24 protein-coding genes and 4 tRNA genes are annotated in these 24556 nt (G+C 63.5%); all 28 read right to left on the reverse strand.

Annotated elements, in window-relative coordinates; genetic code table 11:
* Position 1: 1 nt before the first annotated feature.
* The gene (gene rpmC / locus RSO68_RS15545) at positions 2–193 is read right to left on the reverse strand and encodes a 50S ribosomal protein L29 (protein ID WP_040183129.1); all 192 of its coding nucleotides are present in this window, start codon (positions 191–193) and stop codon (positions 2–4) included.
* Positions 193–606: a 50S ribosomal protein L16 gene (gene rplP / locus RSO68_RS15550; RefSeq protein ID WP_089848245.1), complete on the reverse strand. Its 414-nt coding sequence runs from the start codon at positions 604–606 to the stop codon at positions 193–195. Before rplP ends, rpmC begins: the two co-directional genes overlap by 1 nt.
* 15 nt (positions 607–621) lie before the next feature.
* Entirely contained in the window at positions 622–1320 is a 699-nt protein-coding gene (gene rpsC, locus RSO68_RS15555; protein WP_089848246.1) for a 30S ribosomal protein S3, read from the reverse strand.
* Between the two features lie 11 nt (positions 1321–1331).
* Positions 1332–1664, reverse strand: a complete 333-nt coding sequence (gene rplV / locus RSO68_RS15560; protein ID WP_089848247.1) for a 50S ribosomal protein L22 — start codon at positions 1662–1664, stop codon at positions 1332–1334.
* An 18-nt stretch (positions 1665–1682) separates the two neighbouring features.
* A complete protein-coding gene (gene rpsS, locus RSO68_RS15565; protein WP_040183133.1) occupies positions 1683–1958 on the reverse strand; it encodes a 30S ribosomal protein S19 in 276 nt (91 codons plus the stop codon).
* A gap of 33 nt (positions 1959–1991) precedes the next feature.
* On the reverse strand, positions 1992–2822 hold the full coding sequence (gene rplB / locus RSO68_RS15570) for a 50S ribosomal protein L2 (RefSeq protein ID WP_089848250.1): 831 nt from the start codon (positions 2820–2822) through the stop codon (positions 1992–1994).
* A gap of 17 nt (positions 2823–2839) precedes the next feature.
* Complete coding sequence (gene rplW / locus RSO68_RS15575) at positions 2840–3136, reverse strand: 50S ribosomal protein L23 (protein WP_040183135.1); 297 nt, start codon at positions 3134–3136, stop codon at positions 2840–2842.
* The gene (rplD, locus tag RSO68_RS15580) at positions 3133–3741 is read right to left on the reverse strand and encodes a 50S ribosomal protein L4 (RefSeq protein WP_089848252.1); all 609 of its coding nucleotides are present in this window, start codon (positions 3739–3741) and stop codon (positions 3133–3135) included. Before rplD ends, rplW begins: the two co-directional genes overlap by 4 nt.
* 14 nt (positions 3742–3755) lie before the next feature.
* Entirely contained in the window at positions 3756–4394 is a 639-nt protein-coding gene (rplC, locus tag RSO68_RS15585; protein ID WP_089848254.1) for a 50S ribosomal protein L3, read from the reverse strand.
* Between the two features lie 157 nt (positions 4395–4551).
* Entirely contained in the window at positions 4552–4863 is a 312-nt protein-coding gene (rpsJ, locus tag RSO68_RS15590) for a 30S ribosomal protein S10 (protein WP_089848256.1), read from the reverse strand.
* Between the two features lie 163 nt (positions 4864–5026).
* Positions 5027–6220, reverse strand: a complete 1194-nt coding sequence (gene tuf, locus RSO68_RS15595; protein ID WP_089848258.1) for an elongation factor Tu — start codon at positions 6218–6220, stop codon at positions 5027–5029.
* Positions 6221–6249: 29 nt separating this feature from the next.
* Positions 6250–8370 (reverse strand): elongation factor G, encoded by a 2121-nt coding sequence (fusA, locus tag RSO68_RS15600; RefSeq protein ID WP_089848260.1) that lies wholly within the window; start codon positions 8368–8370, stop codon positions 6250–6252.
* Between the two features lie 44 nt (positions 8371–8414).
* Entirely contained in the window at positions 8415–8885 is a 471-nt protein-coding gene (rpsG, locus tag RSO68_RS15605) for a 30S ribosomal protein S7 (RefSeq protein WP_089848262.1), read from the reverse strand.
* 130 nt (positions 8886–9015) lie between these two features.
* A complete protein-coding gene (gene rpsL, locus RSO68_RS15610; protein ID WP_089848264.1) occupies positions 9016–9390 on the reverse strand; it encodes a 30S ribosomal protein S12 in 375 nt (124 codons plus the stop codon).
* Positions 9391–9539: 149 nt separating this feature from the next.
* Positions 9540–13757 (reverse strand): DNA-directed RNA polymerase subunit beta', encoded by a 4218-nt coding sequence (rpoC, locus tag RSO68_RS15615; RefSeq protein WP_089848266.1) that lies wholly within the window; start codon positions 13755–13757, stop codon positions 9540–9542.
* An 88-nt stretch (positions 13758–13845) separates the two neighbouring features.
* Positions 13846–17925, reverse strand: a complete 4080-nt coding sequence (rpoB, locus tag RSO68_RS15620; protein ID WP_089848268.1) for a DNA-directed RNA polymerase subunit beta — start codon at positions 17923–17925, stop codon at positions 13846–13848.
* Positions 17926–18158: 233 nt separating this feature from the next.
* Complete coding sequence (gene rplL, locus RSO68_RS15625) at positions 18159–18530, reverse strand: 50S ribosomal protein L7/L12 (protein WP_089848270.1); 372 nt, start codon at positions 18528–18530, stop codon at positions 18159–18161.
* A 90-nt stretch (positions 18531–18620) separates the two neighbouring features.
* Entirely contained in the window at positions 18621–19124 is a 504-nt protein-coding gene (rplJ, locus tag RSO68_RS15630) for a 50S ribosomal protein L10 (RefSeq protein WP_071943769.1), read from the reverse strand.
* Positions 19125–19384: 260 nt separating this feature from the next.
* Positions 19385–20077 (reverse strand): 50S ribosomal protein L1, encoded by a 693-nt coding sequence (gene rplA / locus RSO68_RS15635; protein WP_089848272.1) that lies wholly within the window; start codon positions 20075–20077, stop codon positions 19385–19387.
* Between the two features lie 2 nt (positions 20078–20079).
* On the reverse strand, positions 20080–20511 hold the full coding sequence (gene rplK / locus RSO68_RS15640) for a 50S ribosomal protein L11 (protein WP_089848274.1): 432 nt from the start codon (positions 20509–20511) through the stop codon (positions 20080–20082).
* A gap of 92 nt (positions 20512–20603) precedes the next feature.
* Positions 20604–21137 carry a transcription termination/antitermination protein NusG gene (nusG, locus tag RSO68_RS15645; protein ID WP_089848276.1) on the reverse strand — a complete coding sequence of 178 codons (534 nt, stop codon included), beginning with the start codon at positions 21135–21137 and terminating at the stop codon, positions 20604–20606.
* A gap of 8 nt (positions 21138–21145) precedes the next feature.
* Positions 21146–21514, reverse strand: coding sequence for a preprotein translocase subunit SecE (secE, locus tag RSO68_RS15650; RefSeq protein WP_089848278.1), 369 nt, complete (start codon positions 21512–21514; stop codon positions 21146–21148).
* 72 nt (positions 21515–21586) lie between these two features.
* Positions 21587–21662 (reverse strand) — tRNA-Trp (locus RSO68_RS15655).
* A gap of 151 nt (positions 21663–21813) precedes the next feature.
* Positions 21814–21888, reverse strand: a tRNA-Thr gene (locus RSO68_RS15660).
* 28 nt (positions 21889–21916) lie between these two features.
* A tRNA-Gly gene (locus RSO68_RS15665) sits at positions 21917–21990 on the reverse strand.
* A 48-nt stretch (positions 21991–22038) separates the two neighbouring features.
* Positions 22039–22122, reverse strand: a tRNA-Tyr gene (locus tag RSO68_RS15670).
* Positions 22123–22237: 115 nt separating this feature from the next.
* On the reverse strand, positions 22238–23077 hold the full coding sequence (locus RSO68_RS15675) for a type III pantothenate kinase (protein WP_315587243.1): 840 nt from the start codon (positions 23075–23077) through the stop codon (positions 22238–22240).
* On the reverse strand, positions 23074–24057 hold the full coding sequence (locus RSO68_RS15680; RefSeq protein WP_089848284.1) for a biotin--[acetyl-CoA-carboxylase] ligase: 984 nt from the start codon (positions 24055–24057) through the stop codon (positions 23074–23076). Before RSO68_RS15680 ends, RSO68_RS15675 begins: the two co-directional genes overlap by 4 nt.
* Positions 24058–24556 lie beyond the last annotated feature (499 nt).

Consider the following 24556-nt stretch of genomic DNA (forward strand, 5'->3'; position numbering starts at 1 on the left):
CTCAGTCACCTGCCTTCTCGTTGAGCACAGTCTTCACGCGGGCGATATCCCGACGAACCTGCTTGAGCAGATGAGTCTGGCTCAGCTGACCGGTGGCCTTCTGCATGCGCAGGTTGAACTGCTCGCGGAGGAGTTCGAAAAGCTGCTCCTGGAGCTGCTCTGCTGACTTTTCACGAATTTCCTGGGCTTTCATCACATCACCGTCCGTTTCACAAAGGTGGTGGAGACCGGGAACTTCTGGGCGGCCAGGTCGAATGCCTCGCGAGCCAGCTCCTCGGAAACGCCTTCGATCTCGTACAGGACCCGACCCGGCTGGATCTGAGCGACCCAGTACTCGACGGAGCCCTTACCCTTACCCATGCGGACTTCCAGCGGCTTCTTGGAAATCGGCTTGTCGGGGAAGACACGGATCCAGATCTTACCGCCACGCTTGACGTGACGCGTAATGGCACGACGGCCTGCTTCGATCTGACGGGCGGTGACACGGCCCCGGCCAGTGGCCTTGAGGCCATACTCGCCGAAGCTCACCTTGCTTCCGCGATGCGCCAGGCCACGGTTGCGGCCCTTCTGCATCTTGCGGAACTTCATACGCTTAGGTTGTAACATCGACTCGCTCTCCCCTTACCTGGAACCTTTCTTCTTGGAGGGTGCGGCCTGCGGCTGCTTCGCCTTGGCACGAACCTCCTCGATGCCCCCGAGGATTTCACCCTTGAAGACCCAAACCTTGACACCGATGATGCCGTAGGTGGTCTTGGCTTCGTAGGTGGCGTAGTCGATGTCCGCGCGCAGCGTGTGCAGCGGGACGCGACCTTCGCGGTACCACTCGGTGCGGGCGATTTCCGCGCCGCCGAGGCGACCGGAGAGCTGCACCTTGATGCCGCCGGCGCCCAGACGCATGGCGTTCTGTACGGCACGCTTCATGGCACGACGGAACATCACGCGGCGCTCGAGCTGGCCGGCGATGTTCTGCGCGACGAGCTGGGCGTCGAGTTCCGGCTTGCGGACTTCCTCGATGTTGACGTGCACGGGCACGCCCATCATCTGAGTGACGTCACGACGCAGACGGTCGACGTCCTCGCCCTTCTTGCCGATCACGATGCCCGGACGGGCAGTGTGAATGGTGATGCGGGCGTTGTTGGCCGGACGCTCGATGGTGATCTTGCTCACGGAGGCGTTCTTCAGACGCTCCTCCAGGAAGCGACGCACTTCGAGATCGCTGTTCAGCTTGTCGGCATAAGCGCCGCGCTCGGCATACCACACCGAGGTATGGTCTTTGACGATACCCAGGCGAATGCCTGTTGGATTGACTTTCTGACCCATCTGGTCGACTCCTACTTCTCGGCTACCTTGACGGTGATGTGGCAAGTGCGCTTCAGAATGCGATCCGCACGGCCCTTGGCGCGCGGACGGATGCGCTTGAGCGTCATGCCCTCATCGACGCAGATGGTCGAGACACGCAGCTCGTCGATATCCATGCCGTTGTTTTCTTCCGCATTCGCGATGGCGGACTGCAGCACCTTCTTGACCAGCTTGGCTGCCTTCTTCGGGGAGAAGGTCAGCAGGTCGAGCGCCTCGGCGACCGGCTTATCGCGCACCTGGTCAGCCACCAAACGGGCCTTCTGGGCGGATAAACGAGCGCCACGCAGCTTTGCTGTGACTTCCATCTCTCAATCCTCTCTGGCTTACCGTTTGGCTTTCTTGTCCGCCGCATGGCCGCGATAAAGGCGGGTAGCAGCGAATTCGCCCAGCTTGTGGCCAACCATTTCCTCGGAGACGTGCACCGGGACGTGTTGGCGACCGTTATGGACAGCAATGGTGAGCCCGACCATGTTGGGCAGGATCATGGAGCGACGCGACCAGGTCTTGATCGGTTTGCGGTCGCTCTTCTCCACTGCAGTCTCAACCTTCTTCAACAGATGAAGGTCAATAAAAGGACCTTTCTTCAGTGAACGTGGCACAGCCGTTACCTCTTAATGTCTTGGCGTTGGATCTTATTTCCGGGCCTTGCGGCGACGGACGATCAGCTTGTCGGTGCGCTTGTTCTTGCGGGTCTTGTGGCCCTTGGTGGGGATACCCCACGGAGACACCGGGTGACGACCACCGCTGCTGCGGCCTTCGCCGCCGCCGTGCGGGTGATCCACCGGGTTCATGGCCACGCCGCGAACGGTCGGACGCACGCCTCTCCAGCGCTTCGCACCGGCCTTGCCAAGTTGACGCAGGCTGTGCTCAGAGTTGCTCACTTCGCCCAGGGTCGCGCGGCACTCGGCCAGCACCTTGCGCATCTCGCCGGAGCGCAGACGCAGGGTGGCGTAGTTGCCTTCGCGAGCCACCAGCTGGGCGCTGGTACCGGCGCTGCGAGCGATCTGTGCGCCCTTGCCGGGCTTCAGCTCGATGCAGTGCACGGTGGAACCCAGCGGGACGTTGCGCAGCGGCAGCGCGTTGCCCTTCTTGATGGGCGCGTTGACGCCGGACTCGAGACGGTCGCCGGCACTCACGCCACGCGGGGCGATGATGTAGCGACGCTCGCCGTCCATGTACTTCAGCAGCGCGATGTGGGCGCTACGGTTCGGGTCGTGCTCCAGGCGCTCGACGATGGCCGGAATGCCATCCTTGGCGCGCTTGAAATCGACGATCCGATAGTGATGACGATGACCACCGCCCACGTGGCGGGTGGTGATGCGACCGTAGTTGTTACGGCCACCGGACTTGGACTGCTTCTCGAGCAGCGGCGCGTACGCGCGGCCCTTGTGCAGTTCCTCACCAACGATCTTGACGACGTGGCGACGACCGGCGGATGTGGGTTTAGTCTTGACGATTGCCATGATCCGTACTCCTGCCCTTATTCGGCGCCAGAGAAGTCTTCAAGCGTCTCGCCGGCGGCTAGTGTCACGTACGCCTTGCGATAACCCTTGCGCTGACCCAGACCCTGCGCAGTGCGCTTGGTCTTGCCCTTCATGTTCAGCACCTGAACACGGTCGACCTTCTTGCCGAACAGCTCCTGCACGGCAGCCTTGATCTCGGGCTTGGTCGCGTCGCTTGCCACCTTGAACACGTACTGGTTGCGCTCGGCGGCCATGGCGGCCTTCTCGGTCACGTGCGGACCGAGCAGAACCTTGAATACACGTTCCTGGTTCATGCCAGCTTCTCCTCGAATTTACGCAGAGCGGAGACGGTGACCAGCACCTTGTCGAAGGCGACCAGGCTCACCGGATCAGCGGCGGCGACGTCCACCACATCCACGTTCGGGATGTTGCGGGCGGCGAGGTACAGATTCTCGTCGACCTCTTCGGTGACGATCAGCACCTTCTCCAGACCCAGCTCCTCGAGCTTGGCGACCAGCTGCTTGGTCTTGGGCGCCTCGACGGCGAAGGCATCGACGGCCACCAGACGCTCCTGACGGACCAGCTCGGAGAGAATCGAACGCATCGCCGCACGGTACATCTTGCGGTTGACCTTCTGGGAATGGTCCTGGGGACGCGCCGCAAAGGTCACACCACCGGCACGCCAGATCGGCGAGCGGATGGTACCGGCACGGGCACGACCGGTGCCCTTCTGGCGCCACGGCTTCTTGCCGCCGCCACGCACGTCGGAACGATTCTTCTGGGCGCGAGTACCCTGGCGACCACCGGCCAGATAGGCAGTGACGACCTGGTGCACCAGAGCCTCATTGAATTCTTTGCCAAAGGTGGCATCGGCTACTTCGACAGCACCGGCGCCTGCACCTGCAAGATTCAGATTCATCGGTAAGTTCCCCTTCAGCCTGCTTTGACGGCGCTGCGCACGATGACATCACTGCCGGTGGCGCCAGGCACGGCACCCTTGATCAGCAGAAGATTGCGTTCGGCGTCGACACGGACCACTTCCAGGCTCTGGACGGTGCAGCGGGCATTGCCCATCTGTCCGGCCATCTTCTTGCCCTTGAACACGCGGCCCGGCGTCTGACACATGCCGATGGAACCCGGTGCGCGGTGGGCCAGGGAGTTACCGTGGCTGTTGTCCTGGGTGCGGAAGTTCCAGCGCTTGACGGCGCCCTGGAAGCCCTTGCCCTTGGAGGTGCCGGTCACGTCGATCATCTGACCAGCTTCGAAGAGGGATACGGTGAGTTCGCCGCCCACTTCCGGAGCTTCGTCACCTGCTGCCAGGCGGAACTCCATCAGCGAACGACCGGCCTCGACACCTGCCTTGGCGAACTGCCCGGCTTGGGCTTTCGACAGATGCTTGGCCTTGCGGGAGCCGGTTGTCACCTGGACCGCGGCGTAGCCATCGGACTCGACGGACTTCACGCGAGTCACACGGTTAGGTTCAACCTCGATCACGGTTACGGGCACGGATGCACCGTCTTCGGTGAAGACGCGGGTCATACCGGCCTTCCTACCGACTAAACCGATAGTCATTCTCAGTCTCCTATAGTGTACGGGGCTATCACCCGCTATGGCTGCCCTTTCCAGAGCATTCCACTAGCACGTTGTATGGCGCCATCCCGGCGCGGCGGCTGCTGAACACCTTCCTGATGAGAGGGCGAACGCTGGGCCGCGAGTGTCTAGTGAGGTATCAGTCGAGCTTGATCTGCACGTCAACGCCGGCGGCGAGGTCGAGCTTCATCAGGGCATCAACGGTCTTTTCAGTGGGCTCGACGATATCGAGCACCCGCTTGTGAGTACGAATCTCGTACTGATCGCGCGCGTCCTTGTTGACGTGCGGAGACACCAGCACGGTATAACGCTCGCGATTGGTCGGCAGAGGAATCGGACCACGGACCTGGGCGCCGGTACGCTTGGCGGTATCTACGATCTCCGCGGCGGACTGGTCGATCAGGCGATGGTCGAAGGCCTTCAACCTAATGCGAATCTTCTGGTTCTGCATTTGCCCTAACTCCAATGGATTCTGACGGCGCGAGCCGTCAACCCACGCATTCAAAGGATGCGCATTATAGGCACGCCGACAGTGAGAGTCAAACACTCACTTCCGGTGCGCAGAAAGGGGGCTCCTGGCGGAGCCCCCTTCGATCGATCAAGCGGCGAAGCGCTTACTCGACGATCTTGGCCACGACGCCGGCGCCGACGGTACGACCGCCTTCGCGGATGGCGAAGCGCAGGCCGTCGTCCATGGCGATCGGAGCGATCAGGCTGACGACCATCTTGACGTTGTCGCCCGGCATGACCATCTCGACGCCTTCCGGCAGCTCACAGGTACCGGTGATGTCGGTGGTACGGAAGTAGAACTGCGGACGGTAGCCCTTGAAGAACGGGGTGTGACGACCACCTTCGTCCTTGGACAGCACGTACACCTCAGCCTCGAACTTGGTGTGCGGGGTGATGGTGCCCGGCTTGGCCAGGACTTGGCCACGCTCGACGTCGTCACGCTTGGTGCCGCGCAGCAGCGCGCCGACGTTCTCACCGGCACGACCTTCGTCGAGCAGCTTGCGGAACATCTCGACGCCGGTCACGACGGTCTTGACGGTGTCCTTGATACCGACGATCTCGACTTCTTCGCCAGCCTTGACCACGCCGCGCTCAACGCGGCCGGTGACTACGGTGCCGCGGCCAGAGATGGAGAAGACGTCCTCGATCGGCATCAGGAACGGCTGGTCGATGGCACGCTCCGGCTCCGGAATGTACTCGTCCAGGGCCTTGATCAGGTTGGCGACGGCGGTGGTACCCATGCCGTTGTCGTCCTTGCCTTCCAGGGCCATCAGGGCGGAACCGGTGATGATCGGGGTGTCGTCGCCCGGGAAGTCGTACTCGTCGAGGAGTTCACGAACTTCCATCTCGACCAGCTCCAGGAGCTCCTCGTCATCGACCATGTCAGCCTTGTTCAGGAACACGACGATGAACGGAACGCCAACCTGGCGAGACAGCAGGATGTGCTCGCGAGTCTGCGGCATCGGGCCGTCGGCAGCGGAACAGACCAGGATAGCGCCGTCCATCTGGGCGGCACCGGTGATCATGTTCTTCACGTAGTCGGCGTGACCCGGGCAGTCGACGTGCGCGTAGTGACGCGTCTCGGACTGATACTCCACGTGAGAGGTGGCGATGGTGATACCACGCTCACGCTCTTCCGGGGCGTTGTCGATGGCGTCGAACTCGCTCCAGTCACCGCCGAACACCTCGGCAGAAACGCGAGTCAGGGCCGCAGTCAGCGTGGTCTTGCCGTGGTCGACGTGACCGATGGTACCGACGTTGATATGCGGTTTGGAACGTTCAAATTTTGCCTTAGCCACTGCTATAACCTCTTTACGTTAGCTAACGGTTAACCGTTCTGGTTGATGACGGCTTCAACGACGCTGGACGGCGCCTCTTCGTAATCCGCAAACTCCATGACGTAGCTTGCGCGGCCCTGGGTCTGAGAGCGAAGATCGGTCGCATAACCGAACATCTCAGCCAGAGGTACCGTGGCTCGGATGATCTTGCCCATGGCAGTGTCATCCATGCCCTGGACGAGGCCACGACGGCGATTCAGATCGCCCATGACGTCACCCATGAAGTCCTCGGGGGTCACGACCTCGACCTTCATCACCGGCTCGAGGAGCACGGCCTTGGCCTTCCTGGCACCTTCCTTGACCGCCATGGAAGAGGCAACCTTGAACGCGGTCTCGTTCGAGTCCACGTCATGGTAGGAACCGTCGAACAGCGTGACCTTGACGTCAATCATCGGGTAGCCCGCGATGACACCGTTCTTCAGCTGCTCGTAGGCCCCTTTCTCGACGGCCGGAACGTATTCCTTCGGAACCACGCCGCCAACGATCTCAGAGACGAACTTGAAGTGCATCTCTTCGTCTTCGCCCTTGTCCTCGGCGGTGAGCGGTTCGATACGCAGGTACACGTGACCGAACTGGCCGCGACCACCGGACTGGCGGACGAACTTGCCTTCCTGCTCGACCTTGCCGCGAATGGTCTCGCGGTAGGCCACCTGCGGCTTGCCGATGTTAGCATCGACCTTGAACTCGCGACGCATGCGGTCGACGAGGATATCCAGGTGGAGCTCACCCATGCCGGAGATGATGGTCTGGCCTGTCTCCTCATCGGTGCGCACCTGGAAGGAGGGGTCCTCCTGAGCCAGCTTGCCCAGCGCGATACCCATCTTTTCCTGGTCGGGCTTGGACTTCGGCTCGACGGCCACCGAGATGACCGGATCCGGGAACTCCATGCGCTCGAGCACGATCTTGTCGGTCAGATCACACAGGGTGTCGCCGGTGGTAACGTCCTTCAGGCCGATGCAGGCGGCGATGTCGCCGGCCAGCACTTCCTTGATCTCCTCGCGAGAGTTGGCGTGCATCTGGACGATACGACCGACGCGCTCCTTCTTCTGCTTGACGGAGTTGTAGACGCTGTCGCCCGACTTCAGCACGCCCGAGTAGACGCGGATGAAGGTCAGGGTGCCGACGAAGGGGTCGGTGGCGATCTTGAAGGCCAGGGCGGAGAACGGCGCCTTGTCGTCAGCCTCGCGGGTGGCGATGGTGCCGTCCTTGTCGTCCAGCTCGCCTTCGATGGCCTTGACCTCGGTGGGCGACGGCATGTACTCGATGACGCCATCCAGCACGGCCTGCACGCCCTTGTTCTTGAACGCGGAGCCGCAGGTAACCAGGACGATCTCGTTGTCGAGGGTACGACGACGCAGACCGGCCTTGATCTCCTCGACGGACAGGTCGCCCTCTTCGAGGTACTTGTCCATCAGCTCTTCGGAGGCCTCGGCGGCCGACTCGACCATCTCCTCCCGGAACTTCTCGGCGGTCTCCTGGAGCTCAGCCGGGATATCGACGAGATCGTAGTTCATCCCGAAGTTGTTCTCATCCCAGAGGATGGCCTTCATCTGGATGAGGTCGATGACGCCTTTGAACTCGTCTTCGGTGCCCCAGTTGATCTGGATCGGCACGGTGTTGGCACCGAGACGTTCCTTCAGCTGGTCGACCACCATGAAGAAGTCGGCGCCGGTACGGTCCATCTTGTTGACGAACACCATGCGCGGGACTTCGTACTTGTTGGCCTGACGCCAGACGGTCTCGGTCTGCGGCTGAACGCCCGAGGAGCCACACAGCACCACCACAGCGCCGTCGAGCACACGCAGGGAACGCTCGACCTCGATGGTGAAGTCGACGTGTCCCGGCGTATCGATGATGTTGATACGGTGCTCATCGAACTGCTTGTTCATGCCCTGCCAGAAGCAGGTGGTCGCCGCGGAGGTGATAGTGATACCACGCTCCTGCTCCTGCTCCATCCAGTCCATGGTGGCTGCGCCCTCATGGACCTCGCCGACCTTGTGAGACAGGCCGGTGTAGAACAGGACGCGTTCGGTGGTAGTGGTCTTGCCAGCGTCTACGTGCGCAACGATGCCGATGTTGCGGTAGCGATTTAGCGGAGTCTTGCGAGCCACGTTGGAACTCCCCGTTGGTTGGCGGTGCGTCGGTGACGACGCACTTAGAAGCGGTAGTGAGAGAAGGCCTTGTTGGCTTCTGCCATACGATGCACGTCTTCACGCTTCTTGACGGCCGAGCCCTTGCCTTCGGCGGCATCGAGCATCTCACCAGCGAGGCGCTGCACCATGGTCTTCTCGCCACGGCGACGGGCCGCGTCGACCAGCCAGCGCATGGCCAGAGCCTGACGGCGCGAGGGGCGAACTTCCACGGGCACCTGATAGGTCGCGCCGCCGACGCGGCGGGACTTGACCTCGACCATCGGCTGGATGGTTTCCAGCGCCTTGTCGAAGATCTCCAGCGGCTCTTCCTTGCTACGCTCGGCAACCCTGTCCAGCGCACCGTAGACGATGCGCTCAGCTACGGACTTCTTGCCGCTGATCATCAGGTGGTTCATGAACTTCGCCAGGCGCTCACTTCCGAACTTGGGATCCGGCAGGATCTCGCGCTTAGCCGCAACTCTTCTTCTAGGCATGATAAGCCCTCATCAAAGGATCCTTCAGGTAAACCCGAGACGCGCGATCTCTCGCCATGCGATAACCGTGCTCGACCTTACTCTTATCAGACCGTGGTCAATTTAGTGTAACTGCTGCGTGCGAGGCCGATCAGGCCTTCGGACGCTTGGTGCCGTACTTGGAACGGCCCTGCTTACGGTTCTGCACGCCGGAGGTGTCCAGGGCGCCACGCACGGTGTGATAACGCACACCGGGAAGGTCCTTTACACGACCGCCGCGGATCAGGACCACGGAGTGCTCCTGAAGGTTGTGACCTTCACCACCGATGTACGAGGAGACCTCGTAGCCGTTGGTCAGACGAACACGGCACACCTTACGCAGTGCGGAGTTCGGCTTCTTCGGGGTGGTGGTGTAGACGCGGGTGCAGACACCGCGACGTTGCGGGCAGGCCTGCAGCGCAGGCACGTCGCTCTTGGCGGCCTGGCGCTTGCGCGGCTTGCGCACGAGCTGATTGATCGTTGCCATGGTGTGTAGCTGACTCCAATGGGTTGCCTTGCCTTACTCAGCGGGTGCGGGCGTACCCGCCCCACTGTTAAAGGCTGCGCATTCTAATGGCTGACGCGCCACGTCGTCAAGCCTGCGCCCCCGGGAGGGCGCAGGCAGCGGCGTTAACGTCAGATCTCGTCGTCGTCCGAATCCAGCGCGGTAAGCTGGGCGCCCAGCTCCTGCTCGACGTCGTAGGCCGACGGGTGGAGCAACCGCTCGGCGTCTTCACGCTTGCGGCGACGCTCCGCGTGGTGGGTGAGGCCGGTACCGGCCGGGATCAGACGACCCACCACCACGTTCTCCTTCAGGCCGCGCAGGTAGTCACGCTTGCCGGTCACCGCCGCCTCGGTCAGCACCCGCGTGGTCTCCTGGAAGGAGGCCGCGGAGATGAACGACTCGGTGGCGAGGCTCGCCTTGGTGATACCCAGCAGCAGCCGCTGGTACTTGGCCGGGAACTTATCTTGCTGCTCCAGGCGGGCGTTCTGCTCGAGCACGCGGACCAGCTCGGCCTGATCGCCCGGGATGAAGTCGCTGTCGCCGGCGTCGGTGATCTCCACCTTGCGCAGCATCTGACGCACGATCACTTCGATGTGCTTGTCGTTGATGCCCACGCCCTGCAGGCGATAGACGTCCTGCACCTCGACGGTGATGTACTTGGCCAGCTCGGCGATGCCCAGCAGGCGCAGGATGTCGTGCGGGTTGCTCGGGCCGTCGGAAATGACCTCGCCCTTCTCCACCGACTCGCCTTCGAAGACCGCGATCTGGCGCCACTTCGGGATCAGCATCTCGAACGGGTCGCCGGCCTCCGGGGTGATCGTCAGGCGACGCTTGCCCTTGGTCTCCTTGCCGAAGCTGATCACGCCGCTGATCTCGGCGAGGATCGCCGGTTCCTTCGGCTTGCGCGCCTCGAACAGGTCGGCCACACGCGGCAGACCACCGGTGATGTCCTTGTTACCGGTCGCCTCGACCGGGATACGCGCCACGACTTCACCGACGCCGATACGCGCGCCGTTGTCGGCGGTGATGATCGACTTGCCGGGCAGCGGGTACTGGACCGGGGTATCGGAACCTTCCACGGTGACCGCCTTGCCCGCCGCATCGGTGAGCATGATCAGCGGGCGCTTGTCGCGGCCGGCCATGGGACGCGCCGCCGATTCGATCACCTCGATGGAGGAAAGACCGGTCAGCTCGTCCACGCTGCGGTGCATGGTGACGCCTTCGTCAAGGTCGGCGTACTGCACCTGGCCCTCGGCCTCGGCGACGATCGGGTGGGTGTGCGGATCCCACTTGGCCACGGCCTGGCCGGCTTCAACCAGGTCGCCGTCGCGGACGTCCAGCTCGGCGCCGTAGGGCAGCTTGTAGTACTCGCGCTCGCGGCCGTGGTCGTCAGCGACGGCCAGGGCGCTGGAGCGGGAGACCACCACCAGCTTGCCGTCGCCACGCTCGACGTGCTTGATGTTGTGCAGGCGCACCTTGCCGCCGTGCTTGACCTGGACGCTGTCCACCGCGGAGGCCCGTGAGGCCGCGCCGCCGATGTGGAAGGTCCGCATGGTCAGCTGGGTACCCGGCTCGCCGATCGACTGGGCGGCGATGACGCCGACGGATTCGCCGATGTTGACCTGATGACCGCGCGCCAGGTCGCGACCGTAGCAGGACGAGCAGACGCCGTGGGCGGTCTGGCAGGTGATGGTCGAACGCACCACGATCTCGTCGACACCCATGGTATCGAGCTCGGCACACCAGGCCTCGTCGAGCAGGGTATCGCGCGGGATCAGCACCTCGTCGGTGGCCGGGTCGACCACGTCCTGGGCGACCACGCGACCGAGCACGCGCTGGGCCAGGGAGACGATGATGTCGCCGCCCTCGATGACCGGGTGCAGGGTCAGGCCTTTCTCGGTGCCGCAGTCGGGCTCGGTGATGACCATGTCCTGAGCCACGTCGACCAGGCGGCGCGTCAGGTAACCGGAGTTGGCGGTCTTGAGGGCCGTATCCGCCAGGCCCTTACGCGCGCCGTGGGTCGAGATGAAGTACTGCAGGACGTTGAGGCCTTCGCGGAAGTTCGCGACGATCGGCGTCTCGATGATCGAGCCGTCCGGCTTGGCCATCAGGCCACGCATACCCGCCAGCTGGCGGATCTGGGCGGCACTACCCCGGGCGCCGGAGTCGGCCATGATGAAGACGCTGTTGAAGGAGTCCTGCTCGACCTCCTTGCCCTCGCGATCCACCACGGTCTCCTTGGAGATACCGGTCATCATCGCCTTGGCGACCTGGTCGTTGGCACGGGCCCAGATGTCGATGACCTTGTTGTACTTCTCGCCGGCGGTGACGAGACCGGAGGAGAACTGGTCCTCGATCTCCTTCACCTCGTCCTCGGCCGCCTCGACGATCTCGGCCTTCTCGTCCGGGATGACGAAGTCGTTGACGCCGATGGAGGCGCCGGACCAGGTGGCCATGCGGAAGCCGGTGTACATCAGCTGGTCGGCGAAGATCACCGCCGGCTTGAGGCCGGCACGGCGGTACACCTCGTTGATCAGCTTCGAGATGGCCTTCTTCTTCATCGGCTGGTCGACCAGCTCGAAGGGCACGCCATCGGGCAGGATACGGAACAGCAGCGCACGACCGACGGTAGTGTCGTAGAGGCGACGATGCTCGCTCTTCTCGCCGGTCTCCTCGTCGATCTCGACCTCGTCAAGGCGCACCTTGACGCGGGCGTGCATGGCCACGTTCTGGGTGCCGAAGGCGCGCTCCACCTCGTCGAGGCCGGAGAACACCATGCCCTCGCCGTTGGCGTTGATGCGTTCACGGGTCATGTAGTAAAGACCCAGCACCACGTCCTGGGACGGCACGATGATCGGCTCGCCATTAGCCGGTGACAGCACGTTGTTGGTGGCCATCATCAGCGCGCGGGCCTCGAGCTGGGCCTCCAGGGTCAGCGGCACGTGCACCGCCATCTGGTCGCCGTCGAAGTCGGCGTTGTAGGCGGCACAGACCAGCGGGTGCAGCTGGATCGCCTTGCCCTCGATCAGCAGCGGCTCGAAGGCCTGGATGCCGAGGCGGTGCAGGGTCGGGGCGCGGTTGAGCAGCACGGGGTGCTCGCGGATGACGTCGGCGAGGATGTCCCACACCTCCGGCAGCTCGCGCTCGACCATCTTCTTGGCGGCCTTGATGGTGGAGGCATAGCCGAGGGACTGCAGCTTGGAGTAGATGAACGGCTTGAACAGCTCCAGCGCCATCTTCTTCGGCAGGCCGCACTGGTGCAGGCGCAGGGTCGGGCCGACGGTGATCACCGAGCGGCCGGAGTAGTCCACGCGCTTGCCCAGCAGGTTCTGACGGAAACGCCCCTGCTTGCCCTTGATCATGTCGGCGAGCGACTTCAGCGGGCGCTTGTTGGACCCGGTGATGGCCCGGCCGCGACGACCGTTGTCGAGCAGCGCATCCACCGACTCCTGCAGCATGCGCTTCTCGTTGCGCACGATGATGTCCGGCGCATTGAGGTCGAGCAGCCGCTTGAGGCGGTTGTTGCGGTTGATCACGCGACGGTAAAGATCGTTGAGATCCGAGGTCGCGAAGCGGCCACCGTCCAGCGGCACCAGCGGACGCAGGTCCGGCGGCAGCACCGGCAGCACCTCCATGACCATCCACGCCGGGTCGTTGCCCGAGCCCTGGAAGGCCTCGAGCAGCTTGAGGCGCTTGGAGAGCTTCTTGATCTTGGTCTCGGAGTTGGTCTGCGGGATCTCCTCGCGCAGGCGACCGATCTCCTCCTCGAGATCGATGTCCTTGAGCAGCGCCTGGACCGCCTCGGCACCCATGCGGGCGTCGAAGTCGTCACCGAACTCCTCGAGGGCCTCGAAGTACTGCTCGTCGTTGAGCAGCTGGCCACGCTCGAGGGTGGTCATGCCCGGGTCGATGACCATGAAGCTCTCGAAGTAGAGCACGCGCTCGATGTCGCGCAGGGTCATGTCGAGGAACATGCCGATGCGCGACGGCAGCGACTTCAGAAACCAGATGTGCGCGACGGGGCTCGCCAGCTCGATGTGGCCCATGCGCTCGCGGCGTACCGCGGCCTTGGTCACCTCGACGCCGCACTTCTCGCAGATGATCCCGCGGTGCTTCATGCGCTTGTACTTGCCGCACAGGCACTCGTAGTCCTTCACCGGACCGAAGATCTTGGCGCAGAACAGGCCGTCCCGCTCCGGCTTGAAGGTACGGTAGTTGATGGTCTCCGGCTTCTTGACCTCGCCGTAGGACCAGCTGCGGATCATGTCCGGCGACGCCAGGGTGATCTTGATCGCGTCGAACTCTTCGGACTGCGACTGCGATTTGAGGACTTTCACCAAATCTTTCATGGGGGTCGGCTCCGTTGCGGAGTTGTCATGGGCGGGGGCGTTGCCACCCCCGCGGACCGTCATTCTGTGAAGCGCAGGCGGTACGGCCTCAGCTTTCCAGCTCGATATCGATACCCAGCGAGCGGATTTCCTTCACCAGCACGTTGAAGGATTCCGGCATGCCCGCCTGCATGGTGTGGTCGCCGTCCACGATGCTCTTGTACATCTTGGTGCGACCCTCCACGTCGTCGGACTTGACCGTGAGCATCTCCTGGAGCGTATAGGCCGCGCCGTAGGCCTCCAGGGCCCAGACCTCCATCTCCCCGAAGCGCTGGCCCCCGAACTGCGCCTTGCCGCCCAGCGGCTGCTGAGTGACCAGCGAGTAGGAGCCGGTGGAACGCGCGTGCATCTTGTCATCCACCAGGTGGTTGAGCTTCAGCATGTACATGTAGCCCACCGTGACCGGACGGTCGAAGGCGTCGCCGGTCCGCCCGTCGTACAGCGTCGTCTGACCGGAATCCGGCAGGTCGGCGAGGCGCAGCAGATGCTTGATCTCGCCCTCTTGGGCGCCGTCGAACACCGGCGTCGCCATCGGCACGCCGCCCTTGAGGTTCTTCGCCAGGGCAATCACCTCATCGTCGGAAAGCAGGTCGAGGTTTTCGACGCGGGTGCCCTCGCTGGCATTGTAGACCTGGCCGAGGAACTCGCGGATCTGGCCGACCTGCTGCTCGCGGGCGTCGCGCAGCATGTGCTCGATCTTGACCCCGAGGCCGCGGGCGGCCATGCCCAGGTGAGTCTCGAGGATCTGACCGACGTTCATCCGCGACGGCACGCCCAGCGGGTTCAACACCACGTCGATGGGCTCGCCGTAGCCGTCGAAGGGCATGTCTTCGATCGGCATGATCGCCGAGATGACACCCTTGTTACCGTGACGGCCGGCCATCTTGTCGCCCGGCTGCAGGCGACGCTTGATCGCCAGGTAGACCTTGACGATCTTGAGCACGCCCGGCGCCAGGTCGTCGCCCTGGGTGAGCTTGCGCTTCTTGTCCTCGAACCGCTCGTCCATCTCCTTGCGACGGTTCTCGAGCTGTTCGTCGGCCTGGGCCAGCAGCTCGTTGAGCGCCTCGTCCTGCATGCGCAGCTTGAACCACTGCTGACGCGGCAGCTCCTCGAGGTAGCTGTCGGAGAGCACGTCGCCCTTCTTCAGCTTCGGCCCTCCGTTGACGGCCTGACCGACGAGGGTGCGCTGCAGGCGCTCGAAGGTGGCATCCTCGGCGATGCGGTAGGTCTCCTGCAGGTCCTTGCGGACCTCATCGAGCTGCATCTGCTCGATGGACAGCGCTCGCGAGTCCTTCTCCACGCCGTCGCGGGTGAAGACCTGGACGTCGATGACGGTGCCCTTCATGCCGGTCGGGGCACGCAGGGAGGTGTCCTTCACGTCGGAGGCCTTCTCACCGAAGATAGCACGCAGCAGCTTCTCTTCCGGCGTCAGCTGGGTCTCGCCCTTGGGCGTGACCTTGCCGACCAGGATGTCGCCCGCGCCGACCTCGGCGCCGATGTAGACCACGCCAGCTTCATCCAGCTTGCCCAGCGCCGACTCGCCGACGTTGGGAATATCGGAGGTGATCTCCTCCGGCCCCAGTTTGGTGTCGCGCGAGACGCAGGTCAGCTCCTGGATGTGGATGGTGGTGAAACGGTCTTCCTGGACCGCCCGCTCGGAGAGCAGGATGGAGTCCTCGAAGTTGTAGCCGTTCCACGGCATGAAGGCGATGCGCATGTTCTGGCCCAGGGCCAGGTCACCCATGTCGACGGACGGGCCGTCGGCCAGGATGTCGCCACTCGACACCCGATCACCGGGGCGCACGATCGGGCGCTGGTTCTGGCAGGTGTTCTGGTTCGAGCGCAGGTACTTGGTCAGGTTGTAGATGTCGACGCCGGCCTCGCCGCCGATGATCTCGTCCTCGTTGACCCGCACCACGATGCGCTTGGCGTCGACCGAGTCGATCACCCCGCCGCGACGGGCCACTTCGCAGACGCCGGAATCACGGGCCACGAAGCGCTCCATTCCGGTGCCCACCAGGGGCTTGTCGGCACGCAGGGTCGGCACCGCCTGACGCTGCATGTTGGCCCCCATCAGGGCGCGGTTGGCGTCATCGTGCTCGAGGAAGGGGATCAGGGCCGCGGCCACGGAGACCACCTGGCGCGGCGAGACGTCCATCAGCGTGACCTGCTCGGGACGCATGAAGGTGGTCTCGCCGCGGTGACGGACCTGGACCAGGTCGTCGACCAGCTTGCCGCCCTCGTCCACGGTGGCGGAGGCCTGGGCGATGACGAAGTCGCCCTCCTCGATCGCCGAGAGGTGCACCACGTCGTCGGTCACCTGGCTGTCCACGACCTTGCGGTACGGCGTCTCGAGGAAGCCGTAGCTGTTGGTGTGGCTGTAGGTGGCCAGCGAGTTGATCAGGCCGATGTTCGGGCCTTCCGGCGTCTCGATCGGGCACAGACGGCCGTAGTGGGTGGCGTGAACGTCACGCACCTCGAAGCCGGCCCGCTCGCGGGTGAGGCCGCCCGGGCCAAGCGCGGAGACGCGGCGCTTGTGGGTGACCTCTGAGAGCGGGTTGTTCTGGTCCATGAACTGGGAGAGCTGGCTGGAGCCGAAGAACTCCTTCACCGCCGCCGCGACCGGCTTGGCGTTGATCAGGTCCTGGGGCATCAGGCCTTCGCTCTCGGCCATGGAGAGGCGCTCCTTGACCGCACGCTCGACGCGCACCAGGCCCACGCGGAACTGGTTCTCGGCCATCTCGCCGACGCAGCGGATGCGGCGGTTGCCCAGGTGGTCGATGTCGTCGACGTCGCCGAAGCCGTTACGGATGGCGATCATCTCGCGCAGCACGTCGAGGATGTCGCGCTGGTCGAGGACGCCCGAACCGGTGTCGCTGTCGCGACGCAGGCGACGGTTGAACTTCATGCGGCCCACGCCCGACAGGTCGTAGCGATCTTCGCTGAAGAACAGGTTGGTGAACAGCGTCTCGGCGGCCTCCTTGGTGGGCGGCTCGCCGGGACGCATCATGCGATAGATCTCGACCAGTGCCTCGAGGCGGGACCCGGTGGTATCCAGCTTGAGGGTGTCGGAGATGAAGGGGCCACAGTCGAGATCGTTGGTGTAGAGAGTCTCGAGGCTGGTGACGCCGGCCTGGCCGAGCTTCTCCAGCAGCTCAGGGGTAATCTCGCTGTTGCAGGAGCAGATCAGCTCGCCGGTGTTGGGATCGACCTGATCCTTGGCCAGGGTCTTGCCGAAGAGGTAGTCCATCGGCACGTCGAGGCGCTCGAGACCGGCCTTCTCCAGCTGGCGGATGTGCTTCTGGGTGACCCGGCGCCCCTCCTCGACGATGACGTTGCCGTCGCCGTCCTTGATGTCGAAGGTGGCGGTCTCACCGCGCAGGCGCGACGGCACCAGCTCCACGGAGAAGCCGGACTTCTCGATGTGGAAGGTGCTGAACTCGAAGAACTCGGCGAGGATCTCCTCGGCGCTCATGCCCAGGGCGTGCAGCAGCACCGTGGCCGGCAGCTTGCGGCGGCGGTCGATGCGCACGAATACGCTGTCCTTGGGATCGAACTCGAAGTCGAGCCAGGAGCCGCGGTAGGGAATCACGCGGGCCGAGTAGAGCAGCTTGCCAGACGAGTGGCTCTTGCCCTTGTCATGGTCGAAGAACACGCCAGGCGAACGGTGCAGCTGGGAGACGATGACCCTTTCGGTACCGTTGATGACGAAGGTACCGTTCTCGGTCATCAGGGGGATCTCCCCCATGTAGACTTCCTGCTCCTTGATGTCCTTGATCGCCTTGTTCGACGAGTCCTTATCATAGATGATCAGGCGGACCTTGACGCGCAGGGGGGCCGAATAGGTGACGCCACGCAGCTGGCACTCCTTGACGTCGAAGGCCGGGGTGCCGAAACGGTAGCTGACATACTCAAGGGCCGCGTTGCCGGAGAAGCTCGCGATCGGAAAGACCGACTTGAAGGCGGCGTGCAGGCCGATCTCCATGCGTTCTTCGGGTGAGCGATCCTGCTGGAGAAACTCGTAGTAGGAATCAAGCTGGATGGCCAGCAGGTAAGGCACATCCATCACTTGGGGCAGTTTGCCGAAATCCTTGCGGATGCGTTTTTTCTCAGTGTATGAGTAAGCCATCTGTATTCCCCAGCTTGTTCACCATGGGTGACCGATGCGTGTCGGCGTCACCCGACGGGTACGGCTCCGTCAGGCGCTGACGGCAAGCCTCCACCAGGAGGCTCGCCGTCGGAATTCGGCTAGCGGTTGCCCGAGGGGGCGACCGTCTAGTTACAACAGAAAAAGGCCGGCAGCGGGTGACCCGCCACCAGCCGTGGAAGCTTACGCAGCGCGTGAAGCCATGGGCACAAGGGTTACTTGAGCTCCACGCTCGCGCCGGCTTCTTCCAGCTTCTTCTTCGCCTCTTCGGCGTCGTCCTTGGACATGGCTTCCTTGATGGTCGCCGGTGCGCCGTCGACGGCACCCTTGGCTTCCTTCAGGCCCAGGCCAGTGATCTCGCGGACGGCCTTGATGACGTTGACCTTCTTGTCGCCTGCGCCGGTCAGCACCAGGTCGAATTCGGTCTGCTCTTCCTCGACGGCGGCTTCAGCGCCACCCGGGCCGGCCACGACAGCAGCGGCAGCAGAGACACCGAACTTCTCTTCCATGGCCTCGATCAGCTCGGCCACTTCCATCACGGACATGTCGGCGACGGCGTTGATGATGTCTTCTTTGGTCAGTGCCATTGTCTAGATTCCTAACTTTGCGGGAGCCTCGGCATCGCGATGGCTCGGGGATTCAATGTTCGATTCAGGCTGAGCGCAAGAGTTCGCCGTTCAGGCGGCCTCTTCCTGCTTCTGGTCGCGCAGCGCCGCGAGGGTACGGACCAGCTTGCCGGCAGAAGCTTCCTTCATGACGGACATCAGCTTGGCGATCGCCTCATCGTAGGTCGGCAGAGTTGCCAGACGGTCGATGTCGCTTGCCGGGATCAGCTCACCTTCGTAGGCCAGCGCCTTGACCTCAAACTCCTTCTGACCCTTGGCGAACTCCTTGAACAGGCGGGCAGCGGCGCCCGGGTGCTCATAGGAGAAGGCCAGCATGGTCGGACCGGAGAAGGTCTCGTCCAGAATCTCCCAAGGAGTTCCGGACAGGGCGCGGCGTGCCAGGGTGTTGCGAACAACACGGATCTGCACGCCGTTCTCGCGGGCCTGCTTGCGCAGGTCGGTCATCGCGCTGACCGCGACGCCACGAGAGTCGGCAACTACGACGGAGAGCGCATCCTTGGCCGCTTCACTGACCTCGGCAACAATTGCCTTCTTGCCTTCGAGTGCTAGTGGCACAGTGATCACTCCTTCGTGCCGGAACCTCGCGAGAGGATTCCGGTGGTTACCATCTCTCCCGACCGGAGGTCGGGAGTCCTGGGTGATGGTGCTCACCAGATATCTGGCGGCCACACCATCTGCGCAGGCCTTCCCGGGGGAAGATTAAGCCGCTCTTCCGAAGAGGAGCGGCACCTGCGGTCTTTGACGGTGCCCCGCCGGCGAGGATAGCCCGGCACGGGGACCGCAAAGTTCCTGCAATCGTCTCGATCGACGCCCGGTTAGACCAGGGCGGAATGATCGATGGTAAGACCCGGGCCCATGGTGGTGGATACGGTGAACTTCTTGAAATAGACACCCTTGGACGTGCTCGGCTTGAGCCGCTTCAGGTCGGCGACCAGCGCTTCCAGGTTGCCCTGAATGGCGGCGGCGTCGAAATCGACCTTGCCCAGAGTGGTATGGATGATGCCGTTCTTGTCGGTACGGAAGCGCACCTGACCGGCCTTGGCGTTCTTGACCGCGGTGGCGACGTCCGGGGTCACGGTACCGACCTTCGGGTTCGGCATCAGGCCGCGCGGACCGAGGATCTGACCCAGCTGACCGACGACGCGCATGGCGTCCGGCGAGGCGATGACCACGTCAAAGTCGAGCTGACCCTTCTTGACCTGCTCGGCCAGGTCGTCCATGCCGATGATGTCGGCACCGGCTTCCTTGGCGGCTTCGGCGTTGGCACCCTGGGTAAAGACGGCAACACGCACGTCCTTGCCGGTACCATTGGGCATGACGGTGGCGCCACGCACGACCTGATCGGATTTCCGCGGATCGACGCCGAGATTGATGGCGACGTCCAGGGATTCCTTGAACTTGACGGTGGAGAGCTCGGAGAGCAGTGCCACGGCCTCGTCGAGGGAGTAGGCCTTGCTGGCGTCGACCTTCTCGCGAATCTGCTGCGCGCGCTTGGACAGTTTAGCCATGATCAGAGACCCTCCACGTTCAGGCCCATGCTGCGGGCACTACCAGCAATGGTACGCACCGCGGCGTCGAGATCGGCAGCCGTCATATCCGGCTCCTTGGTCTTGGCGATCTCTTCGAGCTGTTCGCGGGTCACGGTACCGACCTTGGTCTTGTTCGGCTCACCGGAGCCGGACTTGATGCCAGCGGCCTTCTTCAGCAGGACCGCCGCGGGCGGGGTCTTGGTGACGAAGGTGAAGCTGCGGTCGGAGTAGACGGTGATGACCACGGGGGTCGGCAGGCCGACCTCGATGTCCTGCGTCGCAGCGTTGAACGCCTTGCAGAACTCCATGATGTTGACACCGTGCTGACCCAGTGCCGGACCCACGGGGGGGCTCGGATTGGCCTTGCCGGCTGCCACCTGCAGCTTGATATAAGCCTGTACTTTCTTGGCCATGATGGACTCCAGTTGGGTAGTAGCGCCTTGCGGCTCCCCGGTTTACACGGCCGCCCTCGGGCGGCCGCCACGAAAACGGTGAGGGCGGAAGGTTATTCCTTCTCGACCTGGGCAAACTCCAGCTCGACGGGCGTGGAGCGGCCGAAGATCAGCACGCTGACCTGCACACGGCTCTTGTCGTAATTGACCTCTTCGACGACGCCATTGAAGTCGGCGAAGGGCCCGTCAGTGACGCGAACCGACTGACCCGGCTCGAACAGCGTCTTGGGCCGCGGCTTGTCGGTGCCATCCTTGACGCGACTGAGGATGGCGTCAGCCTCACGCTGAGTGATGGGCGCCGGCTTCTCTTTGGTACCGCCGATAAAGCCCATGACGCGTGGGGTCTCGTTGACCAGGTGCCAGGTCTCGTCATCCATCTCCATCTCGACCAGCACGTAGCCGGGATAGAACTTGCGCTCGCTCTTGCGACGCTTGCCGTCACGCACCTCGACGACTTCTTCGGTGGGCACCAGAATCTCGCCGAAGCGATCCTCCATGCCATACATCTTCACGCGCTCGGTGAGCGAGCGCATGACATGCTTTTCGAAGCCGGAGTAGGCGTGGACGACATACCAACGCTTGGACATGAAAACTCCTAACCGATGACGCCGGACATCGCCCAGCCAAGAAGGGTATCAATCAGCCAGAGCATCAACCCGACAACTAGCACGGCCACCAGCACGATGGCGGTGGTCTGGATGGTCTCGGGTCGTGTCGGCCAGACGACGCGCTGAATTTCCTTCTTCGCACTCCTGGCGAGCTCGAGCAGATCACGACCCTTGGTCGTGGTCAGCGCCACCAGCGCCGCCGCCACGCTAAGCACGACGACACCGAGCACACGATAGAGAAGTGCCTGGTCGGCAAAATAGGTATTGCCGACCACGGCAAGGACCAGCAGAGTGACGACAACCGCCCACTTGAGCCCGTCGTGGCGCGACTCTTGCACCTCGGCGTTATGCTTCATGAAAACGAGACTCCTCAGGGTGCGGCAATCGAAACATGAAAGTATATGAGATATCGCCAGCCTGGGGAAGACTGGCAGGCCAGGAGGGAATCGAACCCCCAACCTGCGGTTTTGGAGACCGCTGCTCTGCCAATTGAGCTACTGGCCTGTATCTGCTTCCGCAACCGCCCTTTGCAGGCGGCCTTCACGATAGCGGGCGCCATGATAGCGAAAACTGCTCCGCCTGACAACCCCTCCCCCGACACATCGTCGCTCGAGGGAGAAAAAGAAAAGGCGAGCCGCGGCTCGCCTTCTCAATATGGAGCTCATGGACGGAATTGAACCGTCGACCTCACCCTTACCAAGGGTGTGCTCTACCCCTGAGCTACATGAGCACAACTCGTGGCATCAACCTTCGATACCTGGAGCGGGCAGCGGGGATCGAACCCGCATCATCAGCTTGGAAGGCTGAGGTTCTACCATTGAACTATGCCCGCCTACCCACTCTTGCTGCCTGCACCCGATGCATCGCGTGCGGCGAAACTTGGTGGAGGGGGAAGGATTCGAACCTTCGAAGCTTTCGCGGCAGATTTACAGTCTGCTCCCTTTGGCCACTCGGGAACCCCTCCAACTGGCGATGTATTCTACCGCCTTTGTTCCCTGTGTCAAGCCTATGATTTATCAGGATCTTGATACTACGTGCCGAACGAGCCGGCGCGTCTTCCCGGAACGCGACGCATTCTGTCAAAGCAGCATCGAGAATGCAAGCGCCGCTCGAATCTTTTCCATCGCTACCGGCGCGGGCACCTCAGGCGCCCCGGAGAGTCGGCCGGCTCGCTCTGAGGCCGTCAGCGGGAAACAGGCCTCGAGCCCGCCATAGACCATGTCCGGCCACACCGCATGAGGGGCCTGCACGCCGCGCGACACCACCCGCGCATCACCACCCGTCAGCAACAGGGGAAGCGCAACTTCCTGCTGCTCGCACACCTCGCTGTAGATGCGATTGACCGCGCTGACCGCCGCCATGTAGATGCCGTGATTGACCGCTTCGACCGTTCGCCGCCCCGGTTCCAGTAACTCTTCCGCCTCACTGTCTGGATCGATGGCCACGTTGCGGGTACCAAGCTTGAGACTCTCCTTCATCAGGCGCAGCCCCGGCAGTATATAGCCCCCAAGGTGTCGCCCGCCGGGCAGCACGAAATCGATAGTGATGGCGCTACCGCAATCCACCGCACAGCAGCCGCCCACCAGCTGGTAGCCTGCCAGGGCCCCCATCCAGCGATCGACGCCCAGCCTGGCGGGCTCCTCATAGCCGTTGGAGACGCCCAGGGCCTCATGGGTGGAGCGAGCCACGTGGACGGTGCCCACACGGCGGCGCAGCAGCGCCACCGTCTCGTCCAGGACCGCCCGGCGTGCCACGCTGGAAATGCGCACCGCCTCGACCACGTCCAGGTCCGGGATATCGGCGCCGGGTCGCCACTCCTCACGGGTCCAGACCGCTCCACGCGAGCGGATCTCGCTGCTGTTGCTATCCTTGAGGCGCCACTTCGACAGGGTATTGCCGATATCCAGATCCAGGATCATGCCCGCCTCCGCACGCTGATTTCACCGCCGGCTAGCCGCAGCTGCCGCTCGCCCTGGCGCACCCATAGATTACCGGCCTCATCCACATCGCCGGCAATCGCCGATTCACGCTCGCCCCGCTGCAGGATCTCCACCTCACAGCCGGCATAGGCATGCCGAGCGTTCCAGTCATCCCGCCATGCGGCGAAGCCCTGCTGCTCGAAGCCCGCCAGCAGGGGCAGCAGTTCGTCCAACAGCGCCGCGGCCAGAGCATTGCGTGACAGCCCCGGCGCCTGGTCGTGCACTGCGGCCACGGGCTGATCGATGCTCTCGCGAAACGCCTGGGGCAGATCGACGTTGATGCCCATACCGACCACCACCTCGCAGGGCCCAGCGGCATCCCCGCTGATTTCGACCAGGATGCCAGCGAGCTTGCCCAGCTCCCCGTCGCGCCCCTTTAGCAGCACGTCGTTGGGCCACTTGAGCCGGGGTGTGGCACCGTGCCGCTCGAGGACCCGGGCCAGCTCCACACCGAGGGCCAGGCTCAGCCCCTCCAGGGCGGCCACGCCGGCTTCTACCTGCCAGCCGATCGAGAGCATTAGGGTCCGCCCCCAGGGCGTGACCCAGGCACGTCCTCGACGCCCGCGCCCTTCGCTCTGCTGCTCCACCAGGCAGACCTCGCCATGCCCGGCGCCCTGGGCGAACCGCTCGCGCAGGTAGGCATTGCTGGAGGGCAGCGTCTCTTCGACGAACAGCCGTGTCAGATGAGGACGCGTCTCCCGGGACAGGTTCGCGATCACGGCACGCCCATCGAGCAGTTCCAGACGCTCCATCAGACGATACCCCTGCCCCTTCACCGCCTCCATGGGAATGCCCAGGGACTCCAGTTTCTGCAGCTGTTTCCATACCGCCGCCCGCGAGACGCCGAGCTGCACTCCCAGCTGCTCGCCGGAGTGGAACTCGCCGTCGCTCAACAGGCGGATCAGGTCACCGATGGTCATGCTCATGCCCCAGACGGGAAATGAGCCATTCTAGCGGATGGGGGCAGGCCCCGGAAATCGCGGTGCAGCAGTCACGCCCCCGACAAACGGGTGAGATCGCCACACGCGTGCATTTCAACGGCCCCTGAGGCCACCAGGCATCGACAGACGGGCACCGCGAGCCGCTTCTCCAGGCGACTCGCTCCGACTCCCTGACCCCGTGTGAGCCGATGCCTGGAACGGGCGGATCCCCCCGTGTGTCGCAGCAAGGCGTCTCTCTCGGCCGACCGTGACGCCCTACCCCGTCGCGCCCACATCGGCTCTCCCACGGTTTCATGCGCCCATACGAAAACGCCCCCGCCTCCTTTGAGGCGGGGGCGTTACGGTTTGGGCCCGTATACCAGTTGACCGGACGAGCCGGCGCGATCAACAATTTCTGAGCTCACATGAAAAAACCCCGAGCTCTTATGAGCTCGGGGTTTTCTCGGAATAGGTGCCTGACGATGACCTACTCTCGCAT

It is taken from the genome of Halomonas saccharevitans, assembly GCF_032333995.1.
In the GTDB taxonomy this organism is placed as follows: domain Bacteria; phylum Pseudomonadota; class Gammaproteobacteria; order Pseudomonadales; family Halomonadaceae; genus Halomonas; species Halomonas saccharevitans.

Excerpts from the sequence above, each read along its gene's own strand:
- rpoB (WP_089848268.1), bottom strand. The coding sequence starts at position 17,925 with ATGGCTTACTCATACACTGAGAAAAAACGCATCCGCAAGGATTTCGGC.
- rpoC (WP_089848266.1), bottom strand. The coding sequence starts at position 13,757 with ATGAAAGATTTGGTGAAAGTCCTCAAATCGCAGTCGCAGTCCGAAGAG.
- rplC (WP_089848254.1), bottom strand. The coding sequence starts at position 4,394 with ATGACTATCGGTTTAGTCGGTAGGAAGGCCGGTATGACCCGCGTCTTC.
- rplL (WP_089848270.1), bottom strand. The coding sequence starts at position 18,530 with ATGGCACTGACCAAAGAAGACATCATCAACGCCGTCGCCGACATGTCC.
- rpsC (WP_089848246.1), bottom strand. The coding sequence starts at position 1,320 with ATGGGTCAGAAAGTCAATCCAACAGGCATTCGCCTGGGTATCGTCAAA.
- rplV (WP_089848247.1), bottom strand. The coding sequence starts at position 1,664 with ATGGAAGTCACAGCAAAGCTGCGTGGCGCTCGTTTATCCGCCCAGAAG.
- rpsG (WP_089848262.1), bottom strand. The coding sequence starts at position 8,885 with ATGCCTAGAAGAAGAGTTGCGGCTAAGCGCGAGATCCTGCCGGATCCC.
- rpsJ (WP_089848256.1), bottom strand. The coding sequence starts at position 4,863 with ATGCAGAACCAGAAGATTCGCATTAGGTTGAAGGCCTTCGACCATCGC.
- RSO68_RS15675 (WP_315587243.1), bottom strand. The coding sequence starts at position 23,077 with ATGATCCTGGATCTGGATATCGGCAATACCCTGTCGAAGTGGCGCCTC.
- rplW (WP_040183135.1), bottom strand. The coding sequence starts at position 3,136 with ATGAACCAGGAACGTGTATTCAAGGTTCTGCTCGGTCCGCACGTGACC.
- RSO68_RS15680 (WP_089848284.1), bottom strand. The coding sequence starts at position 24,057 with ATGACCATCGGTGACCTGATCCGCCTGTTGAGCGACGGCGAGTTCCAC.
- rplD (WP_089848252.1), bottom strand. The coding sequence starts at position 3,741 with ATGAATCTGAATCTTGCAGGTGCAGGCGCCGGTGCTGTCGAAGTAGCC.
- rpsL (WP_089848264.1), bottom strand. The coding sequence starts at position 9,390 with ATGGCAACGATCAATCAGCTCGTGCGCAAGCCGCGCAAGCGCCAGGCC.
- nusG (WP_089848276.1), bottom strand. The coding sequence starts at position 21,137 with ATGTCCAAGCGTTGGTATGTCGTCCACGCCTACTCCGGCTTCGAAAAG.
- rplK (WP_089848274.1), bottom strand. The coding sequence starts at position 20,511 with ATGGCCAAGAAAGTACAGGCTTATATCAAGCTGCAGGTGGCAGCCGGC.
- secE (WP_089848278.1), bottom strand. The coding sequence starts at position 21,514 with ATGAAGCATAACGCCGAGGTGCAAGAGTCGCGCCACGACGGGCTCAAG.
- rplA (WP_089848272.1), bottom strand. The coding sequence starts at position 20,077 with ATGGCTAAACTGTCCAAGCGCGCGCAGCAGATTCGCGAGAAGGTCGAC.
- rpmC (WP_040183129.1), bottom strand. The coding sequence starts at position 193 with ATGAAAGCCCAGGAAATTCGTGAAAAGTCAGCAGAGCAGCTCCAGGAG.
- rplP (WP_089848245.1), bottom strand. The coding sequence starts at position 606 with ATGTTACAACCTAAGCGTATGAAGTTCCGCAAGATGCAGAAGGGCCGC.
- rplB (WP_089848250.1), bottom strand. The coding sequence starts at position 2,822 with ATGGCAATCGTCAAGACTAAACCCACATCCGCCGGTCGTCGCCACGTC.